This is a genomic window from Blautia ammoniilytica (assembly GCF_025566965.1).
GTDB classification, from domain to species: domain Bacteria; phylum Bacillota; class Clostridia; order Lachnospirales; family Lachnospiraceae; genus Blautia_A; species Blautia_A ammoniilytica.
Genome location: NZ_JAOQJL010000005.1, coordinates 118,108 through 140,359 on the forward strand (window position 1 = coordinate 118,108; position 22,252 = coordinate 140,359).

Genomic DNA, 22,252 nt, shown 5'->3' on the forward strand with positions numbered 1-22,252 from the left:
TTTTATGTTCTGTTTTTTTGGTTATATATAACATTTTGATTTTTTATTTTTGTAGAATCTGCATATTTCTTTATTATTTTTGTTTGCATTATATTCTTTTTTATGCATCTTGTACATTTTGATTCAGGCAGCCAAAATCTATAATCCATAAAAAAAGCAGGTTCCAAAGAACCCGCTTCTAATCAAATTGTTGTATCCCGGATTTCCAAATGTGGCTTGATCCATTCATGGGCACTTATAGTTTCTCCACTGATCAGTTTCAACAGAAGTCTGCATGCCTTACTCACCATAGTGTCAACTTCAACATGTACTGTACTCATCTTAGGTATCAACACAGATGACAACGGTACATCATCCATCCCCAATACCTGAACCTGCTCTGGAATTTTTATATTTAGATTCCTCAGAGCCTGTACAACACCAAGCCCTACAATATCACTATAAGTAAAAATAGCTGTTTTTTCTTTTGTAAACTCCTCTATATTCTTAGCGATACACTCATATGCACTGCCGATTCCGATTTTACAATTAAAGATATCCTTTTCTTCCAAAACGTATCCACATTCTTCTAAACCATCACGATATCCGTCCATACGCCTCTTGGCATCCGATTTTTCATCACTTACTGTTATATGGATTTTTCTGTATTCGGGAAATCCACCATAATATTTTCCTGCGATATAGCCTCCATAATAACTGTCTGAAAAAAAATAATTCAGGTTTTCACGTATCTTACTACCTGCATTCATCATAAACACACATGGAACCTTGAACTCCTCAATAAGCTTGATTTCATTATCAGACAGTTCCATTCTCAATACAAGAAATCCATCTACTTTTTTCTTACGGACAATTCTCTCAAAGCTGGAAAAATCATCAGCATCACGATCATAATAAATAACCATAATATCATAATCAAAATGGCTTAATTCCTTCTGGATCTGATCATAAACATAGGCAAGCATACAATTTTCAGTCATACCCACAAAATGCTTTGGAAACATTATTCCTATTGTCCCTGTTTTACTTGTCCGCAAGCTTTGTGCCTGACTGTTAAGCTGAAAATTGTACTCCCTTGCCTTACGCAAAATATATTCCTTTTTCTCTGGAGTCACCAGATCACTATTATTTAATGCCCTTGAAACCGTTGACTGCGACACGCCAATCAACTTGGCAAAATCTCTTGACGTCATTCCTTTTTTATTCATTCCATTCCCCCAAATAACACATTACAATAAAAATCGCCCTTTTATTTGTAATTATAACCAAATTTTCAGCTATTAGCAATATTATTTTTGACAAAATATGCAATCAAACAAAGCATTGCCAGACCGGCTGGTTTTGGTGTAGAGTATATATTAAATGGAGAGCTGACAAATTTCGCCCTCTATTGACGAAATGCAGTCTCCAGATTACTAATACATCTGAAATAATAAAAGGGAGAAACATATGGAACAGCCAAAAATTCTTGTAGTGGGAAGTATCAATATGGATCTTTTTGTAAAAGGTGCCCATCGCATTCCCTCCTATGGTGAAACCATCCGATGCGGCGAATACGGTTTTGCTTCCGGTGGAAAAGGATCCAATCAGGCCTTTGCAGTTGCCCGTCTAGGCGGTTCTGCTACCTTTGTGGGCCGTATTGGAGATGATGATTATGGAAAAAAAGTAACCGCATCCCTAAGAAATGCTGGCGTTAATACTGACTATCTGGTAGTTGATCCAGACACCCAGACCGGACTTGCCTTGATGCCCATTGAGCCTGGTACCGGACGATACGTCTGTTATGTTGCCATGGGTGGAAATGACCGCCTTTGTCCGGAAGACGTAAAAAAAGCCATGGACGCCCAGGCTTTTGATATGGTTCTTATGCAGCTTGAAATGCCTTTGGAAACCATCTATGGCACCATAGAACTGGCAAAAGAACGTCACATTCCGGTATTTCTGGATGCAGGTCCTGCCATAGATATTTCCCTGGAACGGCTGAAAGGTCTTTTTATCATTTCTCCTAACGAAGCCGAAACCTTTGGCCTTACCGGGATCTGTCCGGACACAGATGCAAACGCTTTCAAGGCTGCCCGGCTGCTTTATGAAAAGACTGCTCCCACATATGTGATCCTGAAGTTAGGTGACCGGGGGATTCTCCTTTATAATGGAAAAGAATCCCTCCGAATTCCCTGTTTTAAAGTTGATGCTGTTGACTCCACCGCAGCAGGAGACACATTCGGTGCTGCACTTGCCATCTCCCTTTGTAAAGGGCTTTCTATGATGGATGCAATTCGCTATGCTCAGGCAGCAGCAGGAATTTGCGTATCCAGGACAGGCGCCCAGAGTTCTATCCCCACTCCGGAAGAAATCTGCCGATTTTTGGATTCCCATCCAAATCTGAATTAGTCCCATGCTCGCGGAAAGTTTTTATGTAATAGGAGCATTCCGACGCAATCATAAAAAAGCGTGCATCCTGTGGTTGATAATGCCACACAAATGCACGCTTTTTTATGTAAGTCCTGTCAAGAATGCCTCGGCATTCTTGCTGCGAGGTGCGCGTCATGCAATTGCATGACATACTTCTCCTGCGCACCTCTGCAATCCTGCCGGAGGCTATATCAGCTGGGGGATTGACTCCCAGCTGATATACAGGCTGAAATCATTTAATGGTCAGATCAAGGCAAAGCTTAGTTCTTTCAATATTACCCATTCCAATGTACAGGGTCTCGCCTTTTTTCAGCTTAACAGATGCTGTCCTGGATGGCAGGAATGTGTTTGCTGTGATTTTCTTAGTATAGCTCTTGCTGATGGACCAGCTGTATGCAGAACAGATATACATTACATCTGTTTTCTTTTTGTTCAGCTTAATGGTCACACGGTCAAGACCATAATAGCCGTTTTTGTACAGGCTGCTATGTGCTGCAAGAATATCACTGGCAGAACTTCTTCCTCTTTTACGAAGATTTCCAAGTGTAATCTTGTAAGTCTTTGTTGCCGGTGCTTTAAATTTCACATAGCTGTATGTGGAGCTTTTCTTGGTTGCCTTTGGAAGTGTTACAACTGTCTTTCCCTTTTTCACTGCTTTTGCTTTTGTTTCCTTTGTAACAGCTGTCACCTTTGCTGCAGCGCTTGCTTCCACTGGAAGTGCCAGTACCATGACCATTGCCAGAAGCAGTGCAAATACTTTTGTAAATTTTCTCTTTTTCATTTCTGTTGTCTGAGCCAAAGCTCTCTCCTTATATTATTTGCAGTTTTCCTGCAAATATACATTATCATACTTTGTTCATTTTGTCCATATTTTTCCAAATTTCTGTAATTATCATATTTTGCTACTTTTCACTAATCATGGCGTTTTTCCGAACCTCTGTGATCGTAGCATTTCCGGAAATTTCACTTCCCAGTCCATAAACCACATTGCTTAAGGTGTACTGCCCCTGATTTACAAAAATTTCAATCAAATTTGGCTCCACAAAAATATCCAGCTGTGCTTTCTCTCCAACATAAGGCGTACTGCTTTTTGTTCTGTACCTGGAATCCTCTACAAAAACCTTCTGCCGGTCAGTACAAATGCATCCCTGTTTCATTTCCAGATCAAAACCTCCAATAAAAAGGCTTTCTCCCTCTTTCATGTCTGCTTTTATGTACAGTGCGCTGCCTTCTTTTAGTATCTTTTCTGCTGATTCTGCTTTCTGAAAATACTTCCATACCTCTGGATGTACATAAAAGCAGATCTTTTCATTCTGGATCCTTACCTCTCTTGGAAGGCACATCATCCCGTTCCATGGCTGTCCATCCGGTCCATTCACTGGCTCAGGCATACGCATCCAGGCGATCATCACCCTTCTGCCTTCTTTATCAAGATTAGACTGTGGTGCATACAGATCTCCACCATAATCTACCCGTTCATACTGATCTGCAAGAGTAAGCTTTCCTGTTTCAAGATCAAAATCAGCAAACCCACACACAGAATGATTGGCATACTCCTTGCCATCCTCCTGGATCCCCATAGGCGAACCAATAAACACTCTTTTTCCGTCAACCAGAAACAGATCCGGACATTCCATGGTATGTCCATAACGGGCATTAGTACACTGGGACAGATATTCCCAAGACAGCCCGTCCCTACTTGAAAACAACACCAGCCGTCCAGCCTGATGATTCTCAGTGCTTCCCAGGATCATATAATATCTGCCATTTTCTTCCCATACCTTCGGATCTCTGGTGTCCGCAGAATCTGCAATTTTCGGATCACGGATCACTGGAATGATCTGTTTTTTGTCCTTCCAGTTATCGAAATGAAAACCATCTTCAGATGTGATCATACTCTGACTTGTCTCAATTACACCTTCTGCCTGATGAATATTCCCAGACTGTTCTTTCAGATAGCGAACTGCAGAATAGTATAAAAACAGTTTTCCATCTTTTTCCAAGGCACTTCCGGAAAAAATGCCGTTTCTGTCATAATCCTTAGTGGGAAAAAGTGCCACGCCCAGATGTTTCCAGGTAACAAGGTCATCGCTGACCGCATGTCCCCAGTGCATGGTGCCCCATACAGGTGCATATGGGAAATACTGGTAAAACAGATGATACTGCCCCTTATAATAGATAAATCCGTTTGGATCATTGATCCAGTTTCCCGGAGCTTTTAAATGCAAAATATTCTTTTTCATAGTTCCACTCCTCCTGTTTTATTTCACAGCACCTGCCACAACACCATTAATGATCTGCTTCTGCAATGCGATATAAAGGATCAGCAACGGAACCACACATAACAGAAGTCCTGCCATAATCGTGCCATAATCAGCAGAATATGTGCCATAAAAGCTATAAGTGGATAAAGGTAATGTTAAAAGCTTTTTGTCTGTCAAAACCAGTGACGGAAGCAGGAAATCGTTCCAGAACGCAAGGGCATTCAAAATCAATGTGGTAGACATGATCGGCTTCAGCAATGGGAACACGATCTTGAAAAATGTCTGAGTGTGTGTACATCCGTCAAGATATGCTGCCTCCTCCAATGCAATTGGCACGCTGCCCCTTATAAAACCATGGAACATAAACACTGTCATGGACATGGAAAACCCTACATGCATAAAGATCAGAGTAAGTCTGTGGTTCAGCAGATTCAGTGTTCCTCCGTAAATGCTTACCAGCGGGATCATAATGGCCTGGAACGGAATGATCATGGAGGCAACCATAAGGGCAAAAATAATTCTGGTCAGCAGATTGTTATTCCGTACAATAAAGTATGCCAGCATAGCAGCCAGTATTGTAACGATTGCTGTTGCAGATACGGTAATGATCAGAGAATTCTTGATGGCATTCAGGAAATCCATCTGATTAAATGCTTTCGCAAAATTATCAAAGGAAAGGCCTTTCACTGTAAAAAGCCAGGAAAAAGGACTTTTAATAATATCTCTTTTCTGCTTCAGAGAATTGATCACAACCATCAGAAATGGAAACATATAAGCTATAAAAATAAGGATCATCCCTGCCATTGCAAAGGTTCTTACTGATCTTTTCTGAACTCCTGATGAACTGTTCATTATGCAGCTACCTCCTTTTTCTTAGTGATATAAACCTGGATTCCACTGATGCATGCAACGATCAGGAACAATACAATAGCTTCTGCCTGGCCTGTACCAAATTGTCTGGATGTGAAAGCTTTTTCGTATACATGCATGGCTGCCATTTCAGTGGAACCATACGGTGCGCCGCCAGTAAGAGAAAGGTTCACATCATAAACCATAAATGCTCTTGAAAGCGTCAGGAAAAGACAGATCGTGATGGATGGCATCATCAGTGGAAGAATGATATTCTTCATTTTTTTCCATCCGGAAGCTCCATCAATGCTGGCTGCTTCCATAACTTCTGTATCCAGTCCGGTAAATCCTGCCACATAGATCAGGATCATATATCCGGACAGCTGCCATACAGTTACAAGCACCATGGCCGCAAACGCTGTATTCGGCTTTGACAGCCAGGAGATCTCAAAAAGATTCCAGTCTGTGGCTTCTCCAATGCTTACAAATACTCTTGAAAATACAAACTGCCAGATATATCCAAGAACAATTCCACCGATCAGATTGGGGGTAAAGAAACCAGCCCTGAAAAAATTCTGTCCTTTAAAACCTCTGGTCAACAGATATGCGATCAAAAATGCCAGTACATTTACCAGCACTACTACAGCGATCACATACTTGAAAGTAAGTACAAGAGAACTCCAGAACTGAGCATCCTTTGCCATGGCAGCAAAGTTCTTCAGACCTACAAAATTCTTTACAGACGACACTCCGTTCCAATCAGTCAATGTTAAATAAACACCATATAAAAACGGTACGATCACTACTGCCAGGAAACAAAACAAACCAGGCAGTGCAAATATGCAGAAATCTTTACCTTTCCTTTTCGTATTCATGGTTTTCCTCCTTTTACTGCTCATCCCAATAGTTCTGAATTGCATCCATAAGTTCTTCCCTGTCGCATCTGTCCGCCAGATATTTCTGCATAGCAGCGCCAAGCACAGACCAGTGATCGTTTGGAACAACTGCTGCTGCATTATAAGTCCGGTCAGTCTGTACCTTTTCAAAAATATCACGACTCAAAGGATCCAGCGGCTCATTTGGATTGTTCTTAAATGCCGGGATCAGATTACAGGTTTTGACAAGCATCTGCTGTCCGATCTCAGAAAATACGATCCAGTTCAGAAATTCTTTTGCAGCATCCTGCTGCTCCTTTGACGCCTGCTGACCATCCAGCATTACCTGCTTTGAGGGTGCCGCCTGTATCTTTGTATTTACAAAATCATCAGGGTCATTATTCAGGAAATATGGAAGAAAACCATACTCATCATCACTTTTGGCGCCAGCCTCTTGCATATTTGGCCATGCCCAGTTACCATTAAACCAGAATGCTGTTTTTCCATCAACCAGATCAATGGCCATCTCATCATAATCTGCACCAAGGGGATCTCCCTGTGCCACATTGTATTCTTTCAGTACATCAAACAAATCCAGAAGCTGGGATACGCGTTGGTAATCCTTTACCTTCAGCTGTCCGTTTTCCAGGTCTTCTACTGCCTTGGCAGCCCCCTCCGAAGTTCCATCGTAAGTTTCATACAGGTACTGAAGATGATGGGCTCCTAAAGACCAGTCTTCCTTTGCAAGAGATACTGGTTTTTCCATTCCGGCATCCCGCATTTCATTCAGAAGTGCTTTAAAACCATCTAGTGTATTGATCTCATCTGGGTTCAAGTTTCTTCCCAAAGTTTCTTCAATCACTTTTTTGTTATAAATAATGCCTTTTCCTTCAACGCACAAGGGCATACTGAAAATATGTCCCTGAATCTCTGTTGCATAATTCCCAGCTTCTTTTACCCAGTCTTCCCCGTCCAGTACCAGTGCTTTTTCATCTGCCAGAGCCTTAACATCTGTAGTATCCAGAATCGCCATGGTAGGTGCATTTCCTGAATTATACATGCTTACAACTTTGGTATAAGGAGAATCTCCCTCTGTTACCGGCATAACCTCAATATGCACCCCTGCTTTTTCTTCAAAGATCTTGCTCATTTTCTCCAGGGCGACCTGAATCTCCGCCTTGGAATTCAGAAGTGTGATCTTCGTTCCCTGCAGACTTTCATCGTATGCAAAAGTATCCACAGAGGTATCAATGGGTTCCTCTTTTACTGTATCATTTTCATCATCCGGATCACTGGCAAATCCGAACCTGCATCCCGATAAGGATGTAACTGCAAGCACTGTGCTTAAACCAATTGCTGCAGTTCTTTTCCACTGCCTAAGCTTCATCATACATTCCTCCTGTACTTTCCCGTTCTTTGCTTCCAATTCTTCTTGGATAACCGGTTACGTAACCGGTTACTTTATATTTCATATCCTACCTGTATACACTTAAAAAGTCAATATACATCTTTATTTTCGTGAATACTGCACTATTTTTATTTTTCATTTTTGTGCGTCTTGCATAACCGGTTACTTTCCTTTATGTAACCGGTTACTTATGGTTGTATAATTCGATTTTGTTTGCTATACTACAAACATAATAAAATAGCAGTTACGAAAAAAGGAACAATTATGGGTAAAAAAAAGAAGGTCACCTTCAGTGACATTGCCAAATTTACAAACTTTTCCAAAACAACAATTTCAAGATATTTTAATGATCCAGATTCCATTACCCCAGAGAACCAGCAGATCATATCGGATGCACTGGTAAAACTGAATTACCAGGAAAACAAAGTGGCCCGGATCCTTGCCAATGGAAAGACCGAATTTATCGGTATCATTATCCCTAACTTATATCTGCATTATTATTCAGAGATGCTGAATCAGATCCTCTGTACCTATGAACAGTATGGATACAAATTTCTGGTATTTATCGGAAATGAAAATGAAAATACAGAACGTCAGTATATTCAGGAACTTATGGCTTACCAGATTGAAGGACTGATCGTCCTCAGCCACACCATTCCTTCCAAAGAGCTTGCAGATCTGAAAATCCCTATTGTGGCAATTGAACGAGAAGATCTGTACATTTCCAGTGTAAATACGGATAATTATTCCGGTGCCAGACAGGCAGTCCAGCTTCTTGCCAGCCATCACTGCCAGATCATGCTTCACATTAATAGTCCCACAAAGGAAAATATCCCCGCATACGGACGTATTTCGGGATTTCTTGATTATTGTCGGGAAAACCAGATTCCTCATGAAATGTTTATTGAGGACCTGGGAATTAACGATGAGGATCTCCATCAGAAATTCACCTGTATTCTGGATCAGATCCAAATGAAATATCCAGACAAGAAAAAAGGCATATTCATATCCAACGATACCTATGCCAGTGTTTTTCTTAATCTTCTGATCCGCAGATATGGAAAGCTGCCTGATGATTTTTATCTGGTAGGCTTTGATAATTCCCCTATTTCCCGCCAAGCAGTGATTCCCATCAGTACTGTAGGACAGCAAATCAACAAGATTGCCCAGGAATCCATGAAGCTTCTGGTAGGACTTATGGACTCCCAGAAAAAGCGCAATCCTGCCCCTTTATCTGAGCCTGTCCATAAAACCATCCCCCCTCTTTTGATTCTAAGGGATACTACAGAAAAAAATATTTTTTAATGAAGAAAGACCATGGCAACCGTTCCTGCAGTAAGCAGGAACAGTCCAAGGGCTTCTTTTTTATTCAGCTTTTCTCCAAATACAAAGTAAGAAAATCAGGAAAAGAAGAGTCTTACTGCTGTTGCTACTGTGGAATCCGTTTTCTTGATCCCACATTTTGCAAAAATAGATGTTACACCTGCAAAAAATGCAGATCCTGCTGCATATAAAAGCTACATACAAATCCTTTCTCTCAAGTAAATTTATTACGTCAACAACTCAAATGTATGATACAGATCCATCCTTCCATACCCCCACTCTCTGTTTGGATATGGATAATTTTCCTCACGTCTGGCTCCTCGCTGGAGATAATTTTTCACGCTGGTTCCTGTAAAATAAGGCTGATTTTTGCGGATAATGGCCCACTCAAACATAAGAGCTGCCACGCCTGCTGTCTGGGCCGCTGCCAGGCTGGTACCAGAGGCTTCCCCGTAGGTACCGTTAAGAAGCGGGACACGTATACCAACTCCCGGTGCTGCCAGCTGTGGCACTACCATTCCATTGGGCATAAAGCCCCGGCTTGCATAGAGATAAATACTGTTATCCCGATACTGATATGCTGTTACCGTCATACTTTCCATAGAATCGCCGGGGGAGGTAACAGTTGAATAAGGGGACGGTTCCAGGAAATAGGTTTCATTGGAGATCAGTCCTTCCACAGGCAGCCAGATATGAAAATTAATATTATGATTTTCCCTCTCACGCACAAAAATCTTCCAGATTCCAGAAGCCGGACTTACAAATCTGAAAAATACCAGGGTATTCCCAGTCTGTCGTTCAATCGGTACATAATTTACATAGATCTTTGTTTCCACAAAAACAAAAGACAATTCCTGGGTAACTGTTCCAAGGAAGGAACTTATCTCCAGGTTTTCTCCTGTGGGAGACTGTATGGAAAGATTGTATATTTCCGGTGGTTCTCCCCAGAATTCCATTGTAAATCCTTTTTCCCCAGTTCCTACCCGCAGCTCTGCTACAGACTCACCTCTCCGATCTCCCAAAGCACCGGCAAAGTGATGTCTGGATGCCCCTTCATTTCCTGCGGCTGCAGATACAGATACCTGTGCAAAACCGGCCAAGTAATCCACATACTGGCTTAAAGGACTTTTTCCCAGATGTGCTCCCTGACTGGTACCAAGACCCAGACAGATGGAAAGGGGCATGCCCAGTGCACGGGCACATTTCATTGCAAAAGCCATCCCCATCATAATATCATCTTCCTGAAACACGTCCTCAGCCTGAGACATCTGATAAAAATCTTTAATATATTTCTTGGCATGTTTAAGCTTTATCACGATTAAAGAAGCTTCCGGTGCAGCCCCTGAAAAATCCTCCTCAGGTACAAGATTCCCAGCAGCCACTGCTGCCAGCATGGTTCCATGTCCATTAGTATCTACAGAAGGAACTGCCTCAAGAGGCTTCTCCTGCTCCATGGCATGGTCAATATCCTGTTTCATATAAACCTTTCCATAAGGAGCCATCCCGTCTCCGTCTCCCATAAGGGACTGATCCCAGATACAGGCGATCCTGGTGCCTGAAGGTGACGAAAAAACCGGATTCTGATAATCAATCCCTGAATCGATCACCGCTACTGCAGTCCCCTTTCCTTTAAGCCCCAGATAAGGATGATTATGAAGCCTGGTAATACCGGATGCACCCAGTGCATTCAGATCCATATAAGTATAACACTTAGGAATTGTATTATAGGAATCACTGTTTATTTCCAACGGTGGAAGCTGTGCCAGCGGCACATATAGTACTCCGTACACCTCACTAACCGGATACAGGCTTGCTCCCGGTATCTCTTCAAGAGGACTTGGCATATTCTGTACATACTTTACAATAAAATTTCCATACTCTTCACTTTGTGCAGGTACCACTGACTGTTGTTCCTGCAAAGGAATTTCCTGATTCAATTCCTCCTGCGAAAAGAACATAAGCATAACCTCACCCAACTACGAATCATTGGTTAAGCTTATGCCTATCGCTTCTGTTTTATTCTATTTGAAAGATTCAGATCCGCATATCAACCGTTTTCTTACGTACAGCCCCATATAAAAACAACAGTAGCCCTGCACAAAACGTAAAAATCGAAATAAACTGAGAAGTAGATAAAATACCTACATTTCCCCTTTCCAGATCTCCTCTGTAAAATTCCAGGATAAAACGCCCCACACTGTAAAGGATCAGATACAGACCTGCCACCTGGCCTTTCTCTTTCAGATGCTTTGCCGCCAGAATCAGCACAAAATAATGGGCAAAATCAAGAACACTGGCATAAATCTGAGTTGGAACTAGGGGCACATAGTTAGGGGCAAAATCAGAATTAGTAAAAGTGATTGCAAAATGGGAAGCGGTTTCTTTTCCATAGCAGCAGCCGGCCAGAAGGCATCCCAGCCTTCCAAATCCCTGTGCCAATGCAACCGAAGGGATCAACAGATCAAAGTATCTAAGAAAATCCATCTTTTTTATATGGCAGTAAATATATGCTGTCAGTATTCCTCCCATGATCCCGCCCAGCACCACAAACCCATCTGTCAGGCTGTCAAGCAGAAATCCAGGATCCTTAAGGATCATTCTCCATTCAGTGAGCCAATAAAGTATCTTTGCACCTACGAAACCGCCAGCCACACACCAGAGCACAATATAGAATACCTGGTTATAATCCATTTTTTTCTTTTTAGCACGGTACTCTCCTGTTAAATAGGCAACAAGTATCCCTATAGCAATCATCAGACCATAGCCGTATACAGTAAAAGGTCCAATGGTCAGCAATTCATTCTTCATAATCAAATCCTTTCAAGACTTCAAGCAACTCATGATTCGCATGATCGTGTCCGGCCGGACTCCCTGCTCCTCCGTTTTCAGGCTCCCATTCCCCGCACACATCAGCAGCCTGTAAAGGAAGCTTTCTCGCTTTCAAAAAACTTTGTAATTCCTCCAGACAGCTTTTTAGTTCTGTCAGAGACATATCTCCCTGACTCCAGGTTGTTTTTACCTCCTGCTCATTCAGTACATCCTTATCCACAGACAAATACACAGGCGAAAACTTCCCTGTTTTTTTCTCATACTCTGAAAGCATCTCCAAAAAAGAAGCCGCCACACCGGAACTGCTGTTAGTTTGCCGGGCAGCTTGCAGATCTTCCCTGCTAAAAAATGTGACACGTTCCTTATACACCTGCTGCACCTGGTGGAATGCCGACTGATCCGGTCCCACAAGAAACACATGATCCAATAATTCCACAGATTCCAGTGCATCTGCTATCCATCCGCCGCAGGACAAAAGACCTCCAAAAGCAGGGGGCTGCATATCTGTATGATTATCAAATACAAGCAGAGAAAACGGGTTCTTAGCCTTATCCATCCAGATCCTGGTCATATAATGATAATTGCCGGAATCAATAAAATGTATCCCTGAAAGTGTAAACTCTCCGATCTTTTCCCTGATTGCCCTGATTGCCGGTTCATCACAATAGCAGTTGGTACCGGAAAGATCCTCCAGCCGAACCCATGTGGATCGTTCCTCTCTCCAGAAATCCTGCTCTTCATATGCCCCTGACAAATTCATCAGAAGGATTCCGGATTCTCTTTCTTTTTCCATAAATCAGTTCTGTTCCTGTTCTTCCAGATGATCGCTTTCCGGGTTCTCTTCTTTTGTTTCCGCTTCGGAAATCTCCTGGGTGTCCTCTACTGTTACATCCTCTGGAGGAATCACCTCTGTACTTACAGAAGCTGCCCTGGAATTCCACTCTGGAATGATCTCTTTCTCTTCTGCTGCCTCTTCTGCTGCCTCTTCTGCCTTTGTATCCGGTTCTTTTTCGGCATGTTTCTCAGGGGTTTCATCTGCTGCAGTCTGTACTTCCCCTGACAGCCCCTTTTTCAACATAACAAATGATACTACATCCAGAATACCGTCCACCAGAAAGGCCCATCCGGCAAACATCAGCATTCCATTAATGCTCTGGAAATTATACATCATCAGAAATACACCCAGTCCCACAAATACAAGGCTTTCAATGAGAAGGAATTTCCACGTTTCCTGTGTTCTTTTTTTCAGCTTCATGCTACCCCGAAGAGTCCAGATGCTGTCCACCAATACCAGTGCTCCCAGCATCAGCGGAAGAAGTTTCACTACGATCTGAGGATTTGTAAAAAGAAACAGGCCGATCACAAATACGATCACACCTGAAAACAGATCCAGGATCGTAGCCTTGTCTTTTTCTGCGGCAAAAAGGAAAATATGGTACAGACCTGCTCCGATCAATACCAGTCCAAATACTACTTTACATAGCAGATTCACTGTACCTACAGGCATAAATACAAGACAGATCCCAAACAGGATATAAAAAACAGATGTTACGATCTGTCCTTTTAATAACTTGCTTAATTTTTCGCTCATGGCACATACCTCCTTGATGTATTTTAGTATACCTCTTTTGCCTTTTTTCGTCCATAGGCATTCCTTTCCTGTTTGTGCAATTTGTGCAGGATTATTTATCTTTAAAAACGTAAATTTGGAAGTGCAAAAGCCCCGTTTACACTTGAAGTTTTCCACTGTGGTATTATAATGAAAAAGTCGAATTATCTCGAAGATCAAAATCTGATTATATTCCATTATGTATGATTTGATTGTATTCCATTATGATTTAGGAAGGATTTACCATTTTGAAAAAACAAATAAAACATTCACGAATTGTTTTGACGGTTATCCCCGTCGCCGTTGTTCTGACAGCCGGGATAACTTTTTTATTCTCACGTTCTGATAGTGAATCACAAGTATGCCAGCAAAATGTTGCCCGTTTAAAGGAGCTTGAAAATACAGACATTTCCTCTGTGGAGCAGGCCATTTCGGATATCCAGGGACAGCTGGATGCACAGGCAGATGCCCAGGCCCGAGAGGATATTGTCAATTCTTCCGGTATATTAACCAATGTACAGATCCGTCAGGCTTTTGCAGGAAGTGTGATCGTAGGTGATTCCATTACACAGGCCATTTCAGAATACGGATATCTGGACACAGACGTAGTTGTCAGTAAAAGGGGCCTGTCTGTTGTAAATGCCCAGGAGCAGTTCAGTACCGCCATCAGTCTGAATCCCAGCCATGTTTTTCTTGCTTTTGGTACCAATGACCTGGAAATCTACAATGGAGATCCTACAGGCTTTATCGATGCCTATAGGGAGAAAGTTCAGATGGTTAAGGATGCTCTCCCAGATGTGCCAATTTATATCAACAGCATCCTGCCTATCCAGGATTTTGCCATTGCCAGCAATCCGGCCCTTGGCTACTATTCACAGTTCAACCAGGCTTTGTCGGATTTCTGTGATGAAATGGACTGTACCTTTATTGATAACACCTTCCTTGTGGAGGATTCCAGCATGTACGAACCGGATGGTGAACATGTGATCATGGATTATTATCCTAAATGGCTTACTTATATGGCAGAAACGGCAGGTCTTATATGAAAAATAAAAAATCACTTATCATAAAATCAACAATGGTCATACTTCTGGCAGTTTATCTGATCCTGCTTTACCGGGCCGATTATGCCAAGGATGTTTCCATGGATACCATTGCCAAGTCCATGGAAAAATATGACGCCATTACCCAGCTAGGGCAGGAAGACCGGGTGCAGCTTAAGCGCTGTTACCAGATCAATGATACAGATACAGACGGTTATTTCTTTTACAAAGCAGCCTCACCTATGGCTGTAGAAGAAGCTTTCATTGTAAAAGCAAAAGACAAATCACAGGCAGAAAGCTTTCTTACTGCTGCCCAGGATCACCTTTCCAGCCAGAAAAACATTTTCGGAGGATACGGAACTGATCAAATGGCTCTTCTGAACAAGGCTGAGGTAGGTTCCAAGGGGAATTATGTTTACTATTTCTGCGGTGAGGATGCATCCTCCTGGCGTCAGGCTTTTCTTTCCCTGATTTAATATTTGTTCCTGGCCATCTGGGTCTGCAGATTGCCTAATTACATTTTATGGAGATTAATCATTATGGTATTCAGCAGCATTTTCTTTATTTTTTGTTTTTTACCCCCGTTCCTGCTTCTCTATTACCTTGTACCTGAGAAGTTCCGGAATATTCTGCTTTTTATTGGCAGCTTGATCTTTTATGCCTGGGGCGATCCGATATATGTGGTTCTTATGCTGTTTTCCAGCTTTTTTAATTATTACATGGCACTGGAGATCGATCATCTTGACAAGGATCCCAAAGGCCGTAAAAAGAATCTTATTTTTGCAGTCACCATAAACCTTCTGATCCTTGGCTTTTTCAAATACTGGGGATTTCTTCTGGATACCTTCAGCACAATCACAGGGATTTCCATTGCCCATCCCCAGCTGGCACTGCCTATAGGAATCTCTTTTTATACCTTTAAGAACCTTTCCTATATCCTGGATGTATCTAAGAAAAAAGTGTCACCACAGCGCAAATTCCTTACATATGCAGTTTACAGTACCATGTTTCCGCACATGTCTGCAGGACCGATCGTAAGATATGCAGATATTGAAGGACAGCTTACCCGGCGTTCCATCAGCCTGACCCGGCTGGGACTTGGTGCTGAATATTTTACCAAGGGTCTTGCCAAAAAAGTACTGCTTGCAGATAACCTTTCTGCCATTTATACTTCCATTCTCAGTTCTGGAAGCAATTCCGTACTGACTGCATGGATCGGTATCCTTGCATACACCCTGCAGCTTTATTTTGACTTTTCCGGATATTCGGATATGGCCATCGGACTTGGCAAAATGATGGGCTTTGATTTCCTTAAGAACTTTGATTATCCTTACATTTCCACCAGCGTTTCAGAATTCTGGCGAAGATGGCACATCTCTCTTGGAAGCTGGTTCCGGGATTATATCTATATCCCTCTTGGGGGCAACCGTGTTTCAGTTCCAAAGCATATCCGCAACATTTTTGTTGTATGGGCACTGACCGGTTTATGGCACGGTGCAAGCTGGAATTTTATTTTCTGGGGATTATATTATGGACTGCTCCTTCTACTTGAAAAATTTGTCCTTAAGGATTTCCTGCCAAAGCTTCCTAAATGGGCCGCTAATCTTTACACCATGATCGCAGTTATGATCGGATGGGTATTTTTCAGTCAGACAGATTTTTCTTCCATGGGGCATTACCTGTCAGTTATGTTTGGCTTCGGTGCATCTGCTTTTCTGGACAGGACAGCTGTTTACTATCTTAAAACAGGTCTGATCCTTTTTGTGATCAGCATCCTGGCCTGCCGTCCAGGTCTGTACCAGTCCTTTAAAAGACTGATACAGCGAAATGAAAAGGCAGCAGCAGCCGTTAATCTGCTTCTGTTTTTACTGTGTATTGCTTATATGGTATATAATTCCTATACACCATTCTTATACCAGAAGTTCTAAACCAGAATTTATGAGGTCATAAAATGAAAATGAAAAGAAAAAGATTCAGTTACCAGTATTTCTTCCACATCATGGGGATTCTTTTTGCAATCCTGCTTCTGATCTTTATGATATTCAGCCTGGTAAAGCCAGACCGTAGTTTTTCTGAAAAAGAAAACCGGGTGCTTTCTTCCAGACCCGGCTTTGACTTGTCCCAGATTGCCTCCGGCAATTATGAGACCCAATATGAAACCTATGTAAATGACCAGTTTCCTCTCCGTGATCTGTGGGTCACTATAAAGGCAGCCACAGACCGTGTACTTGGTAAAACAGATGGAAACGGTGTTTATCTTGGCAAAAGCGGCTACCTGATGGAGGATTTTACACCACCTTCCAAGGAACAGCTTGACCGTACTCTTAATGCTATGACAGCCTTTGCTTCTAACCATCCGGATCTGAAGCAATATGTGCTGATTGCTCCAAATGCTGTAAATATACTGAAAGACAAGCTTCCTGCTTCTGCCCCGGTAAAGGATCAGAATCAATATCTGGATGCAGTAAGGGATGCAGTAACTGCTCAGGGCGTTACCTTTATTGATGTACGTGATACACTGACCAGCCATAAAGACGATGGGATCTATTATCATACTGATCATCACTGGACCACCCAGGGTGCCTATTTTGCATTCCTACAGGCAGCCGGTGCCATGGATCTTGATTCCTCTTCCATTCCATATGATAAGCTTCCGGTAACTACCCATTTCCAAGGTACCTTATCTGCCAAAAGCGGTTTTCGCTCCAATGAAACGGATGAAATTGATGTGTTCCTTCCAAGAAATGAAGATACACCTGCTTCTGTAGTAAATTATGTATCTCAGCAAAAAAAATCAGCCAGTTTTTATTCCACAGAGCAGCTGGATACCAGGGATAAATATGCCATGTTCTTTGGAGGCAATTTCCCGCAGATCAAGATTTCCACTGCCACAGAAAGTGAGCGTACACTTCTTGTATTAAAAGATTCCTACGCAAACTGCTTTGTTCCGTTCTTAGCACCTTATTACCGGACCATCATCATGATAGATCCAAGATACTATTACGGTGATCTTGAAGAATTAATGGAAGTAGAAAATATCCAGGAAGTTTTATATCTTTATAATGCAAATACTTTTTTCAGTGATACTTCATTGGAACTTGCCTTAACACCACAACAGGGAGCTTAACGCTCCCTGTTTTTTCAGCTGATCGTCTGGAACAGCTTTTCCATATCTGTTTTCATCAATGTATATGTGGCCTTTCCTTTTCCTGTATATTCCGGTGAAATATTAGAATGAATATAACAGGTATCCATGCCAACCTTCTGTGCACCTTTTATGTCGCAAATCTCGTCATTTCCGATCATAATACTTTCTTCCGGCTTTAAATCATATTTCTGCAGGAGAAGCCTGAAAAACTCCGGATCTGGTTTCATAACGGAATAATCGGAAGAGATCAGAATCCCTTTAAAATATTTTTCCAGTTCCAGAAAAGCCAGTTCATAAGCGGTGAATATCCTCTGTGCATTGGAAAGAAGGTACAGATTTCCTCCCTGCCGGGTTAATCTGTCCAAAAGCTTTGGAACCCCCGGATACAGGCGGATATATTCAGTAGAAAGTACACGGAACATCTGTCCTGCATGAACAGCCAGTTCCTCTGATGGCTGTGCCCCTTTTTCTTTAAACAAATCTGCAAATACCAGCTGGATCTGTATTTCCGGGCAGGCCTCATGGCCGTCATTTCTCATCGCTTCCCCCTGTTCTCTGTATTTTTCCACCAATGCACCGTAAGTTTTCCACATTTCTTCCCAAGACCTGTACACAGCGCCATAATAGCCGTAAAACAGACGCATCTTTTCCCAAAGTTCCTGGTTATCCTCTTCTGTATGGATATCTACCAAAGTGCCATATAAATCAAAAATATAATTCTTATATCTCATGCTTTATATCTCAGCTTCTTTATTTAACTGCCTCAAATGCTGCATCCAAAGCTGCAATCAGATCCTCTACACGCTCAATACCGATGGAAAGGCGGATAGTATTAGGCTTAATGCCCTGATCAAGAAGCTCTTCCTCTGTGCACTGGCTGTGAGTAGTAGTGGCAGGATGAATCACAAGAGATTTTACATCTGCTACATTTGCCAGCAATGAGAAGATTGCCAGGTTGTCAATAAATTTCTGGGCAGTCTTAGCATCTCCCTTGATCTCAAAGGTAAAGATGGATCCGCCGCCATTAGGAAGATATTTCTTGTATAACTGGTGGCTTGGCTCTGTAGGCAGTGAAGGATGATGCACAGCCTCTACCTGGGGATGTTTAGACAAATAATCAACGATCTTTAAAGCATTGCTTACATGTCTTTCCACACGAAGGGATAGGGTTTCCAGTCCCTGAAGGAACATAAACGCATGGAACGGTGAAATCGTAGCACCTGTATCACGAAGGATAACCGCACGAATATAGGTAACAAAAGCTGCCGGACCTGCTGCATCAGTAAAGGATACACCATGATAGCTTGGATTGGGCTCAGAGATCCATGGATACTTGCCAGCTGCTTTCCAGTCGAAGGAGCCTCCGTCAATGATCACGCCACCAATGGCTGTACCATGGCCGCCGATAAATTTGGTTGCTGAATGGACCACAATATCTGCGCCGTATTCCAGCGGACGTACCAGATAAGGCGTTGCAAAAGTGGAATCCACTACCAGCGGAAGATTGTGCTTATGTGCTATCTTTGCCAGTGTCTCAAGATCCACCAGGTTAGAATTCGGATTACCCAGTGTCTCAACAAAGATGGCCTTTGTATTTTCCTGGATTGCAGCCTCAAATGAGCCGTCTTCCTCAGGATCTACAAATGTAGCTGTAATGCCGTTTGTCTGCGGTAATGTATGTGCAAGAAGATTATAGGTTCCACCGTAAATAGTCTTGGAAGCTACAATATGCTCACCAGTCTTAGCAAGCGCCTGGAAGGTATAATTAATGGCTGCTGCGCCGGAAGCGACTGCCAATGCTGCCACACCGCCTTCCAGGGAAGCGATTCTCTGCTCAAATACATCTTCTGTTGGATTGGTAAGTCTTCCATAAATATTTCCCGCATCTTTAAGGCTGAACCTGTCTGCTGCATGCTGGGAATTGTGGAACACATAAGAAGTGGAAGCATAGATCGGTACTGCTCTTGCATCTGTTACAGGGTCTGCCTGCTCCTGTCCAATATGTAACTGTCTGGTTTCAAATCCCCAATTCTTTGAATCTTTGATGTCTGCCATTTTGTATTTCCTCCGATTTATCTTTCTTATTCTTTTCGCAGAAAGCTTTCAGCCTTGTTCTCTGCTTCATTGATAACATACTAACACTGTAGGAAACATCTGTCTAATACACAAAAAAAATATCCTGTTATAGTTTGTTTCTATATCAAATGCAATTTCATAATGTTCTTTAAATTATCAGAAAAATCAGAGTGTTTCGTTCATACTTCCCATCCGGTATCCTTGCAGATCCATAGTCACATAAGTAAAACCATATTCTTTCAGCTTTGCAACGATCTGTTCCCTGTTTTCCAGAAGCTTTTGGAATTCCTCAGGCATGACCTCAATACGGGCCATCTTACCATGGATACGTACCCGCAACTGATGAAATCCAAGATCCAGAAGAAGCTGCTCTGCCTGATCTACCATTCCCAATTTTTCCTTAGAAATAGTCTCTCCATATACAAATCTGGAAGAAAGGCAGGCAAAGGACTGTTTTTCCCAGGTAGGTAATCCCATTTCCCTGGATAGGGCACGAATATCTGCTTTATAAAGATTGCAATGTCTTAGCGGACTTTTTACTCCCAACTCTGCCACTGCCTGAAGTCCAGGACGATAATCCCCATTATCATCCATATTTGACCCTTCCGCCACTGCAGCAAATCCTTCTTCTTTTGCAATCTTTCCTATTTTCTGGAAAAGTTCCTTTTTGCAAAGATAGCATCTGTTCTTTGGATTTTGACAGAAGCCCTCAATCTCCAGCTCTTCAGATTCAACGATCCTGTGGCAGATTCCTTCCTTTTCGCAAAAGGCTTTTGCCTCATCCAGTTCTCTTTTGGGAAATGAACAGGACATTGCAGTTACAGCCATGCACTGGTCTCCTAATACATCATGCACTATTTTAAGTAAAAAGGTAGAATCTACCCCACTGGAAAAAGCTACTACAACACTTCCCAGTTCTTTGATATAGTCCTTTAATTGGTGAAGTTTATCTCTTAGCTCCTTGGTTACGATCATTTCTTCACTCATTTTTCATCCCTCTTTTGTCATAGTCATCAAGGAAATTATAGGTCATGTCATCTTTATGATATCCGATCACTGTACGCAGATTAATATTCCGCACACTGTTAAAAATATTGGTATCGATCACATCACTGGTCTTCCTGAATTGTGCGATCAGTTCTTTCATCTCATCTCTCTTTGAACCTCTGCCGCCTCCACAGCTTACACAGTTCTCTGTAAATCTGCAGGCGCACTGGATAAAATGCAGGCCATTGTAATCTCTCCAGGATTTGATCGCGTCCTCATGTACCAGATACAAAGGACGGATCAGTTCCATCCCTTCAAAGTGCTGGCTATGCAGCTTTGGCATCATTGTTTCTACCTTACCGCTATACAGCATTCCCATCAGGATCGTCTCAATCACATCATCAAAATGATGTCCCAGTGCAATTTTATTGCATCCAAGTTCTTTCGCCTTTGCATACAGATATCCTCTTCGCATACGTGCACAAAGATAACATGGATTCCTGTCGATCCCTGCTACTGTATCAAAAATATTTGTTTCAAATACAGTCAAAGGAATCCCCAGAAGCTTTGCATTATCCTGGATAATATTCCAGTTGTCCTCATTGTATCCCGGATTCATGATGAGAAATACCGGCTCAAAATGGATTTTGCCATGCTTTTGTACTTCCTGGATCAGCTTGGCAAGAAGCATGGAATCCTTTCCTCCTGAAATGCAGACAGCTACCTTGTCCCCTTCCTGGATCAGCTGATATTCATTTAAAGCTTTGGTAAAAGGACGCCATATGGTCTTTCTGTATTTCTTTATAATGCTTCTCTCAATATCTGCTGTTTTCTGCTTCTTTTCTTCCTCTGAATCTTTTTGCATAAACCTTGATAAAGTCAGCTTCAGGTAGGCTCTGTATCCACCAGTTACATTTACTGCCTGATATCCCTGCTCTTCCAGAAGATGTACATATTCCTGGCTGTGCTCCCCTGTATGGCAGATCAGATAGTATATCTTTTCTTTATCAAGTTCCCCAAGTCTGTCTTCAAATTCTTCCATTGGAATATTCACAGCACCAGGGAATGTACCTCGGCTGTACTGATCCTGTGGACGGATGTCAATAATCTCTCCTGACTGGATTTCCTTTTGCTCCAGTTCTTCAATTCCGATTGTTTTCACCTTTGCTTCCATCTCTTTCTTATAGATTCTTTGTAACCGTTCAATGCCCAAACAGCTGCACCAATTATTTTCTTTTTACAATGTGTATCTCCGGTATTGCCACATTCTCATAGGTAATAGATTCTTCATGCTTTTCTTTGTCCGTATCGTCATTATGATCCACTTCCCCTGTGTGTATTTCTGGAACAGCCAGATTTTCACTTGTCACCTTATATTCAGCCCTTTTCCCTTTTTTCTTCCTTCCCAGCATCTCTCTTCTCCTTGCCA

21 protein-coding genes are annotated in these 22,252 nt (G+C 42.1%); 6 read left to right on the forward strand and 15 right to left on the reverse strand.

Annotation, left to right across the window (positions count from 1 at the left end; genetic code table 11):
* Positions 1-182: 182 nt before the first annotated feature.
* Positions 183-1,208 carry a LacI family DNA-binding transcriptional regulator gene (locus tag OCV61_RS03935; protein ID WP_158420749.1) on the reverse strand — a complete coding sequence of 342 codons (1,026 nt, stop codon included), beginning with the start codon at positions 1,206-1,208 and terminating at the stop codon, positions 183-185.
* Positions 1,209-1,449: 241 nt separating this feature from the next.
* Between OCV61_RS03935 and OCV61_RS03940 the strand changes: the two genes are divergently transcribed.
* A complete protein-coding gene (locus tag OCV61_RS03940; RefSeq protein ID WP_158420750.1) occupies positions 1,450-2,391 on the forward strand; it encodes a ribokinase in 942 nt (313 codons plus the stop codon).
* A 253-nt stretch (positions 2,392-2,644) separates the two neighbouring features.
* On the opposite strand, the gene OCV61_RS03945 is transcribed toward OCV61_RS03940, so the two are convergent.
* The 5 genes from OCV61_RS03945 to OCV61_RS03965 form a co-directional block, all read right to left on the reverse strand.
* Positions 2,645-3,211 (reverse strand): hypothetical protein, encoded by a 567-nt coding sequence (locus OCV61_RS03945; RefSeq protein WP_158420751.1) that lies wholly within the window; start codon positions 3,209-3,211, stop codon positions 2,645-2,647.
* 103 nt (positions 3,212-3,314) lie between these two features.
* Positions 3,315-4,655: a glycoside hydrolase family 32 protein gene (locus OCV61_RS03950; RefSeq protein ID WP_158420752.1), complete on the reverse strand. Its 1,341-nt coding sequence runs from the start codon at positions 4,653-4,655 to the stop codon at positions 3,315-3,317.
* An 18-nt stretch (positions 4,656-4,673) separates the two neighbouring features.
* Complete coding sequence (locus OCV61_RS03955) at positions 4,674-5,528, reverse strand: carbohydrate ABC transporter permease (protein WP_158420753.1); 855 nt, start codon at positions 5,526-5,528, stop codon at positions 4,674-4,676.
* Positions 5,528-6,400 carry a carbohydrate ABC transporter permease gene (locus OCV61_RS03960; protein ID WP_158420754.1) on the reverse strand — a complete coding sequence of 291 codons (873 nt, stop codon included), beginning with the start codon at positions 6,398-6,400 and terminating at the stop codon, positions 5,528-5,530. Before OCV61_RS03960 ends, OCV61_RS03955 begins: the two co-directional genes overlap by 1 nt.
* 13 nt (positions 6,401-6,413) lie before the next feature.
* The gene (locus OCV61_RS03965) at positions 6,414-7,787 is read right to left on the reverse strand and encodes an ABC transporter substrate-binding protein (protein WP_158420778.1); all 1,374 of its coding nucleotides are present in this window, start codon (positions 7,785-7,787) and stop codon (positions 6,414-6,416) included.
* A 285-nt stretch (positions 7,788-8,072) separates the two neighbouring features.
* Between OCV61_RS03965 and OCV61_RS03970 the strand changes: the two genes are divergently transcribed.
* Positions 8,073-9,113 (forward strand): LacI family DNA-binding transcriptional regulator, encoded by a 1,041-nt coding sequence (locus OCV61_RS03970; RefSeq protein ID WP_158420755.1) that lies wholly within the window; start codon positions 8,073-8,075, stop codon positions 9,111-9,113.
* 245 nt (positions 9,114-9,358) lie between these two features.
* On the opposite strand, the gene OCV61_RS03980 is transcribed toward OCV61_RS03970, so the two are convergent.
* The 4 genes from OCV61_RS03980 to OCV61_RS03995 form a co-directional block, all read right to left on the reverse strand.
* The gene (locus OCV61_RS03980) at positions 9,359-11,068 is read right to left on the reverse strand and encodes a S8 family peptidase (RefSeq protein ID WP_262582670.1); all 1,710 of its coding nucleotides are present in this window, start codon (positions 11,066-11,068) and stop codon (positions 9,359-9,361) included.
* Positions 11,069-11,165: 97 nt separating this feature from the next.
* Complete coding sequence (locus OCV61_RS03985; protein WP_158420756.1) at positions 11,166-11,939, reverse strand: prolipoprotein diacylglyceryl transferase; 774 nt, start codon at positions 11,937-11,939, stop codon at positions 11,166-11,168.
* Positions 11,929-12,753 carry an arginase family protein gene (locus OCV61_RS03990; protein ID WP_158420757.1) on the reverse strand — a complete coding sequence of 275 codons (825 nt, stop codon included), beginning with the start codon at positions 12,751-12,753 and terminating at the stop codon, positions 11,929-11,931. The genes OCV61_RS03985 and OCV61_RS03990 overlap by 11 nt, the downstream gene beginning before the upstream one ends.
* Before the next feature lie 3 nt (positions 12,754-12,756).
* Positions 12,757-13,551, reverse strand: a complete 795-nt coding sequence (locus tag OCV61_RS03995; protein ID WP_262582671.1) for an HdeD family acid-resistance protein — start codon at positions 13,549-13,551, stop codon at positions 12,757-12,759.
* Between the two features lie 266 nt (positions 13,552-13,817).
* On the opposite strand from OCV61_RS03995, the gene OCV61_RS04000 reads away from it, so the two are divergent.
* The 4 genes from OCV61_RS04000 (at position 13,818) to OCV61_RS04015 (ending at position 17,739) form a co-directional block, all read left to right on the forward strand.
* Entirely contained in the window at positions 13,818-14,615 is a 798-nt protein-coding gene (locus OCV61_RS04000) for a GDSL-type esterase/lipase family protein (protein ID WP_158420759.1), read from the forward strand.
* Positions 14,612-15,088 (forward strand): DUF4358 domain-containing protein, encoded by a 477-nt coding sequence (locus OCV61_RS04005; protein WP_158420760.1) that lies wholly within the window; start codon positions 14,612-14,614, stop codon positions 15,086-15,088. The genes OCV61_RS04000 and OCV61_RS04005 overlap by 4 nt, the downstream gene beginning before the upstream one ends.
* A gap of 63 nt (positions 15,089-15,151) precedes the next feature.
* Entirely contained in the window at positions 15,152-16,540 is a 1,389-nt protein-coding gene (locus tag OCV61_RS04010; RefSeq protein ID WP_158420761.1) for an MBOAT family O-acyltransferase, read from the forward strand.
* Positions 16,541-16,563: 23 nt separating this feature from the next.
* A complete protein-coding gene (locus tag OCV61_RS04015) occupies positions 16,564-17,739 on the forward strand; it encodes a DHHW family protein (RefSeq protein ID WP_262582672.1) in 1,176 nt (391 codons plus the stop codon).
* Positions 17,740-17,753: 14 nt separating this feature from the next.
* On the opposite strand, the gene OCV61_RS04020 is transcribed toward OCV61_RS04015, so the two are convergent.
* The 5 genes from OCV61_RS04020 to OCV61_RS04040 all read right to left on the reverse strand — a co-directional run bounded on the left by OCV61_RS04020 (position 17,754) and on the right by OCV61_RS04040 (position 22,235).
* Positions 17,754-18,491: an HAD family hydrolase gene (locus OCV61_RS04020; protein WP_158420762.1), complete on the reverse strand. Its 738-nt coding sequence runs from the start codon at positions 18,489-18,491 to the stop codon at positions 17,754-17,756.
* A gap of 19 nt (positions 18,492-18,510) precedes the next feature.
* On the reverse strand, positions 18,511-19,815 hold the full coding sequence (locus tag OCV61_RS04025) for an O-acetylhomoserine aminocarboxypropyltransferase/cysteine synthase family protein (RefSeq protein ID WP_158420763.1): 1,305 nt from the start codon (positions 19,813-19,815) through the stop codon (positions 18,511-18,513).
* A 186-nt stretch (positions 19,816-20,001) separates the two neighbouring features.
* Positions 20,002-20,823 (reverse strand): ATP-dependent sacrificial sulfur transferase LarE, encoded by an 822-nt coding sequence (gene larE, locus OCV61_RS04030; RefSeq protein ID WP_158420764.1) that lies wholly within the window; start codon positions 20,821-20,823, stop codon positions 20,002-20,004.
* On the reverse strand, positions 20,816-21,985 hold the full coding sequence (locus OCV61_RS04035; RefSeq protein ID WP_158420765.1) for a PP-loop family protein: 1,170 nt from the start codon (positions 21,983-21,985) through the stop codon (positions 20,816-20,818). Before OCV61_RS04035 ends, larE begins: the two co-directional genes overlap by 8 nt.
* A gap of 64 nt (positions 21,986-22,049) precedes the next feature.
* A complete protein-coding gene (locus OCV61_RS04040) occupies positions 22,050-22,235 on the reverse strand; it encodes a hypothetical protein (RefSeq protein WP_158420766.1) in 186 nt (61 codons plus the stop codon).
* Positions 22,236-22,252: the final 17 nt, after the last annotated feature.

Bases quoted from the DNA above. Each gene is read 5' to 3' on its own strand.
- OCV61_RS04010 (WP_158420761.1), top strand. From the start codon at position 15,152: ATGGTATTCAGCAGCATTTTCTTTATTTTTTGTTTTTTACCCCCGTTC.
- OCV61_RS04005 (WP_158420760.1), top strand. From the start codon at position 14,612: ATGAAAAATAAAAAATCACTTATCATAAAATCAACAATGGTCATACTT.
- OCV61_RS03985 (WP_158420756.1), bottom strand. From the start codon at position 11,939: ATGAAGAATGAATTGCTGACCATTGGACCTTTTACTGTATACGGCTAT.
- OCV61_RS04020 (WP_158420762.1), bottom strand. From the start codon at position 18,491: ATGAGATATAAGAATTATATTTTTGATTTATATGGCACTTTGGTAGAT.
- OCV61_RS03940 (WP_158420750.1), top strand. From the start codon at position 1,450: ATGGAACAGCCAAAAATTCTTGTAGTGGGAAGTATCAATATGGATCTT.
- OCV61_RS03960 (WP_158420754.1), bottom strand. From the start codon at position 6,400: ATGAATACGAAAAGGAAAGGTAAAGATTTCTGCATATTTGCACTGCCT.
- OCV61_RS04040 (WP_158420766.1), bottom strand. From the start codon at position 22,235: ATGCTGGGAAGGAAGAAAAAAGGGAAAAGGGCTGAATATAAGGTGACA.
- OCV61_RS03995 (WP_262582671.1), bottom strand. From the start codon at position 13,551: ATGAGCGAAAAATTAAGCAAGTTATTAAAAGGACAGATCGTAACATCT.
- OCV61_RS04015 (WP_262582672.1), top strand. From the start codon at position 16,564: ATGAAAATGAAAAGAAAAAGATTCAGTTACCAGTATTTCTTCCACATC.
- OCV61_RS03990 (WP_158420757.1), bottom strand. From the start codon at position 12,753: ATGGAAAAAGAAAGAGAATCCGGAATCCTTCTGATGAATTTGTCAGGG.
- OCV61_RS03965 (WP_158420778.1), bottom strand. From the start codon at position 7,787: ATGAAGCTTAGGCAGTGGAAAAGAACTGCAGCAATTGGTTTAAGCACA.
- OCV61_RS03950 (WP_158420752.1), bottom strand. From the start codon at position 4,655: ATGAAAAAGAATATTTTGCATTTAAAAGCTCCGGGAAACTGGATCAAT.
- OCV61_RS03955 (WP_158420753.1), bottom strand. From the start codon at position 5,528: ATGAACAGTTCATCAGGAGTTCAGAAAAGATCAGTAAGAACCTTTGCA.
- larE (WP_158420764.1), bottom strand. From the start codon at position 20,823: ATGAGTGAAGAAATGATCGTAACCAAGGAGCTAAGAGATAAACTTCAC.
- OCV61_RS04025 (WP_158420763.1), bottom strand. From the start codon at position 19,815: ATGGCAGACATCAAAGATTCAAAGAATTGGGGATTTGAAACCAGACAG.
- OCV61_RS03935 (WP_158420749.1), bottom strand. From the start codon at position 1,208: ATGAATAAAAAAGGAATGACGTCAAGAGATTTTGCCAAGTTGATTGGC.
- OCV61_RS03970 (WP_158420755.1), top strand. From the start codon at position 8,073: ATGGGTAAAAAAAAGAAGGTCACCTTCAGTGACATTGCCAAATTTACA.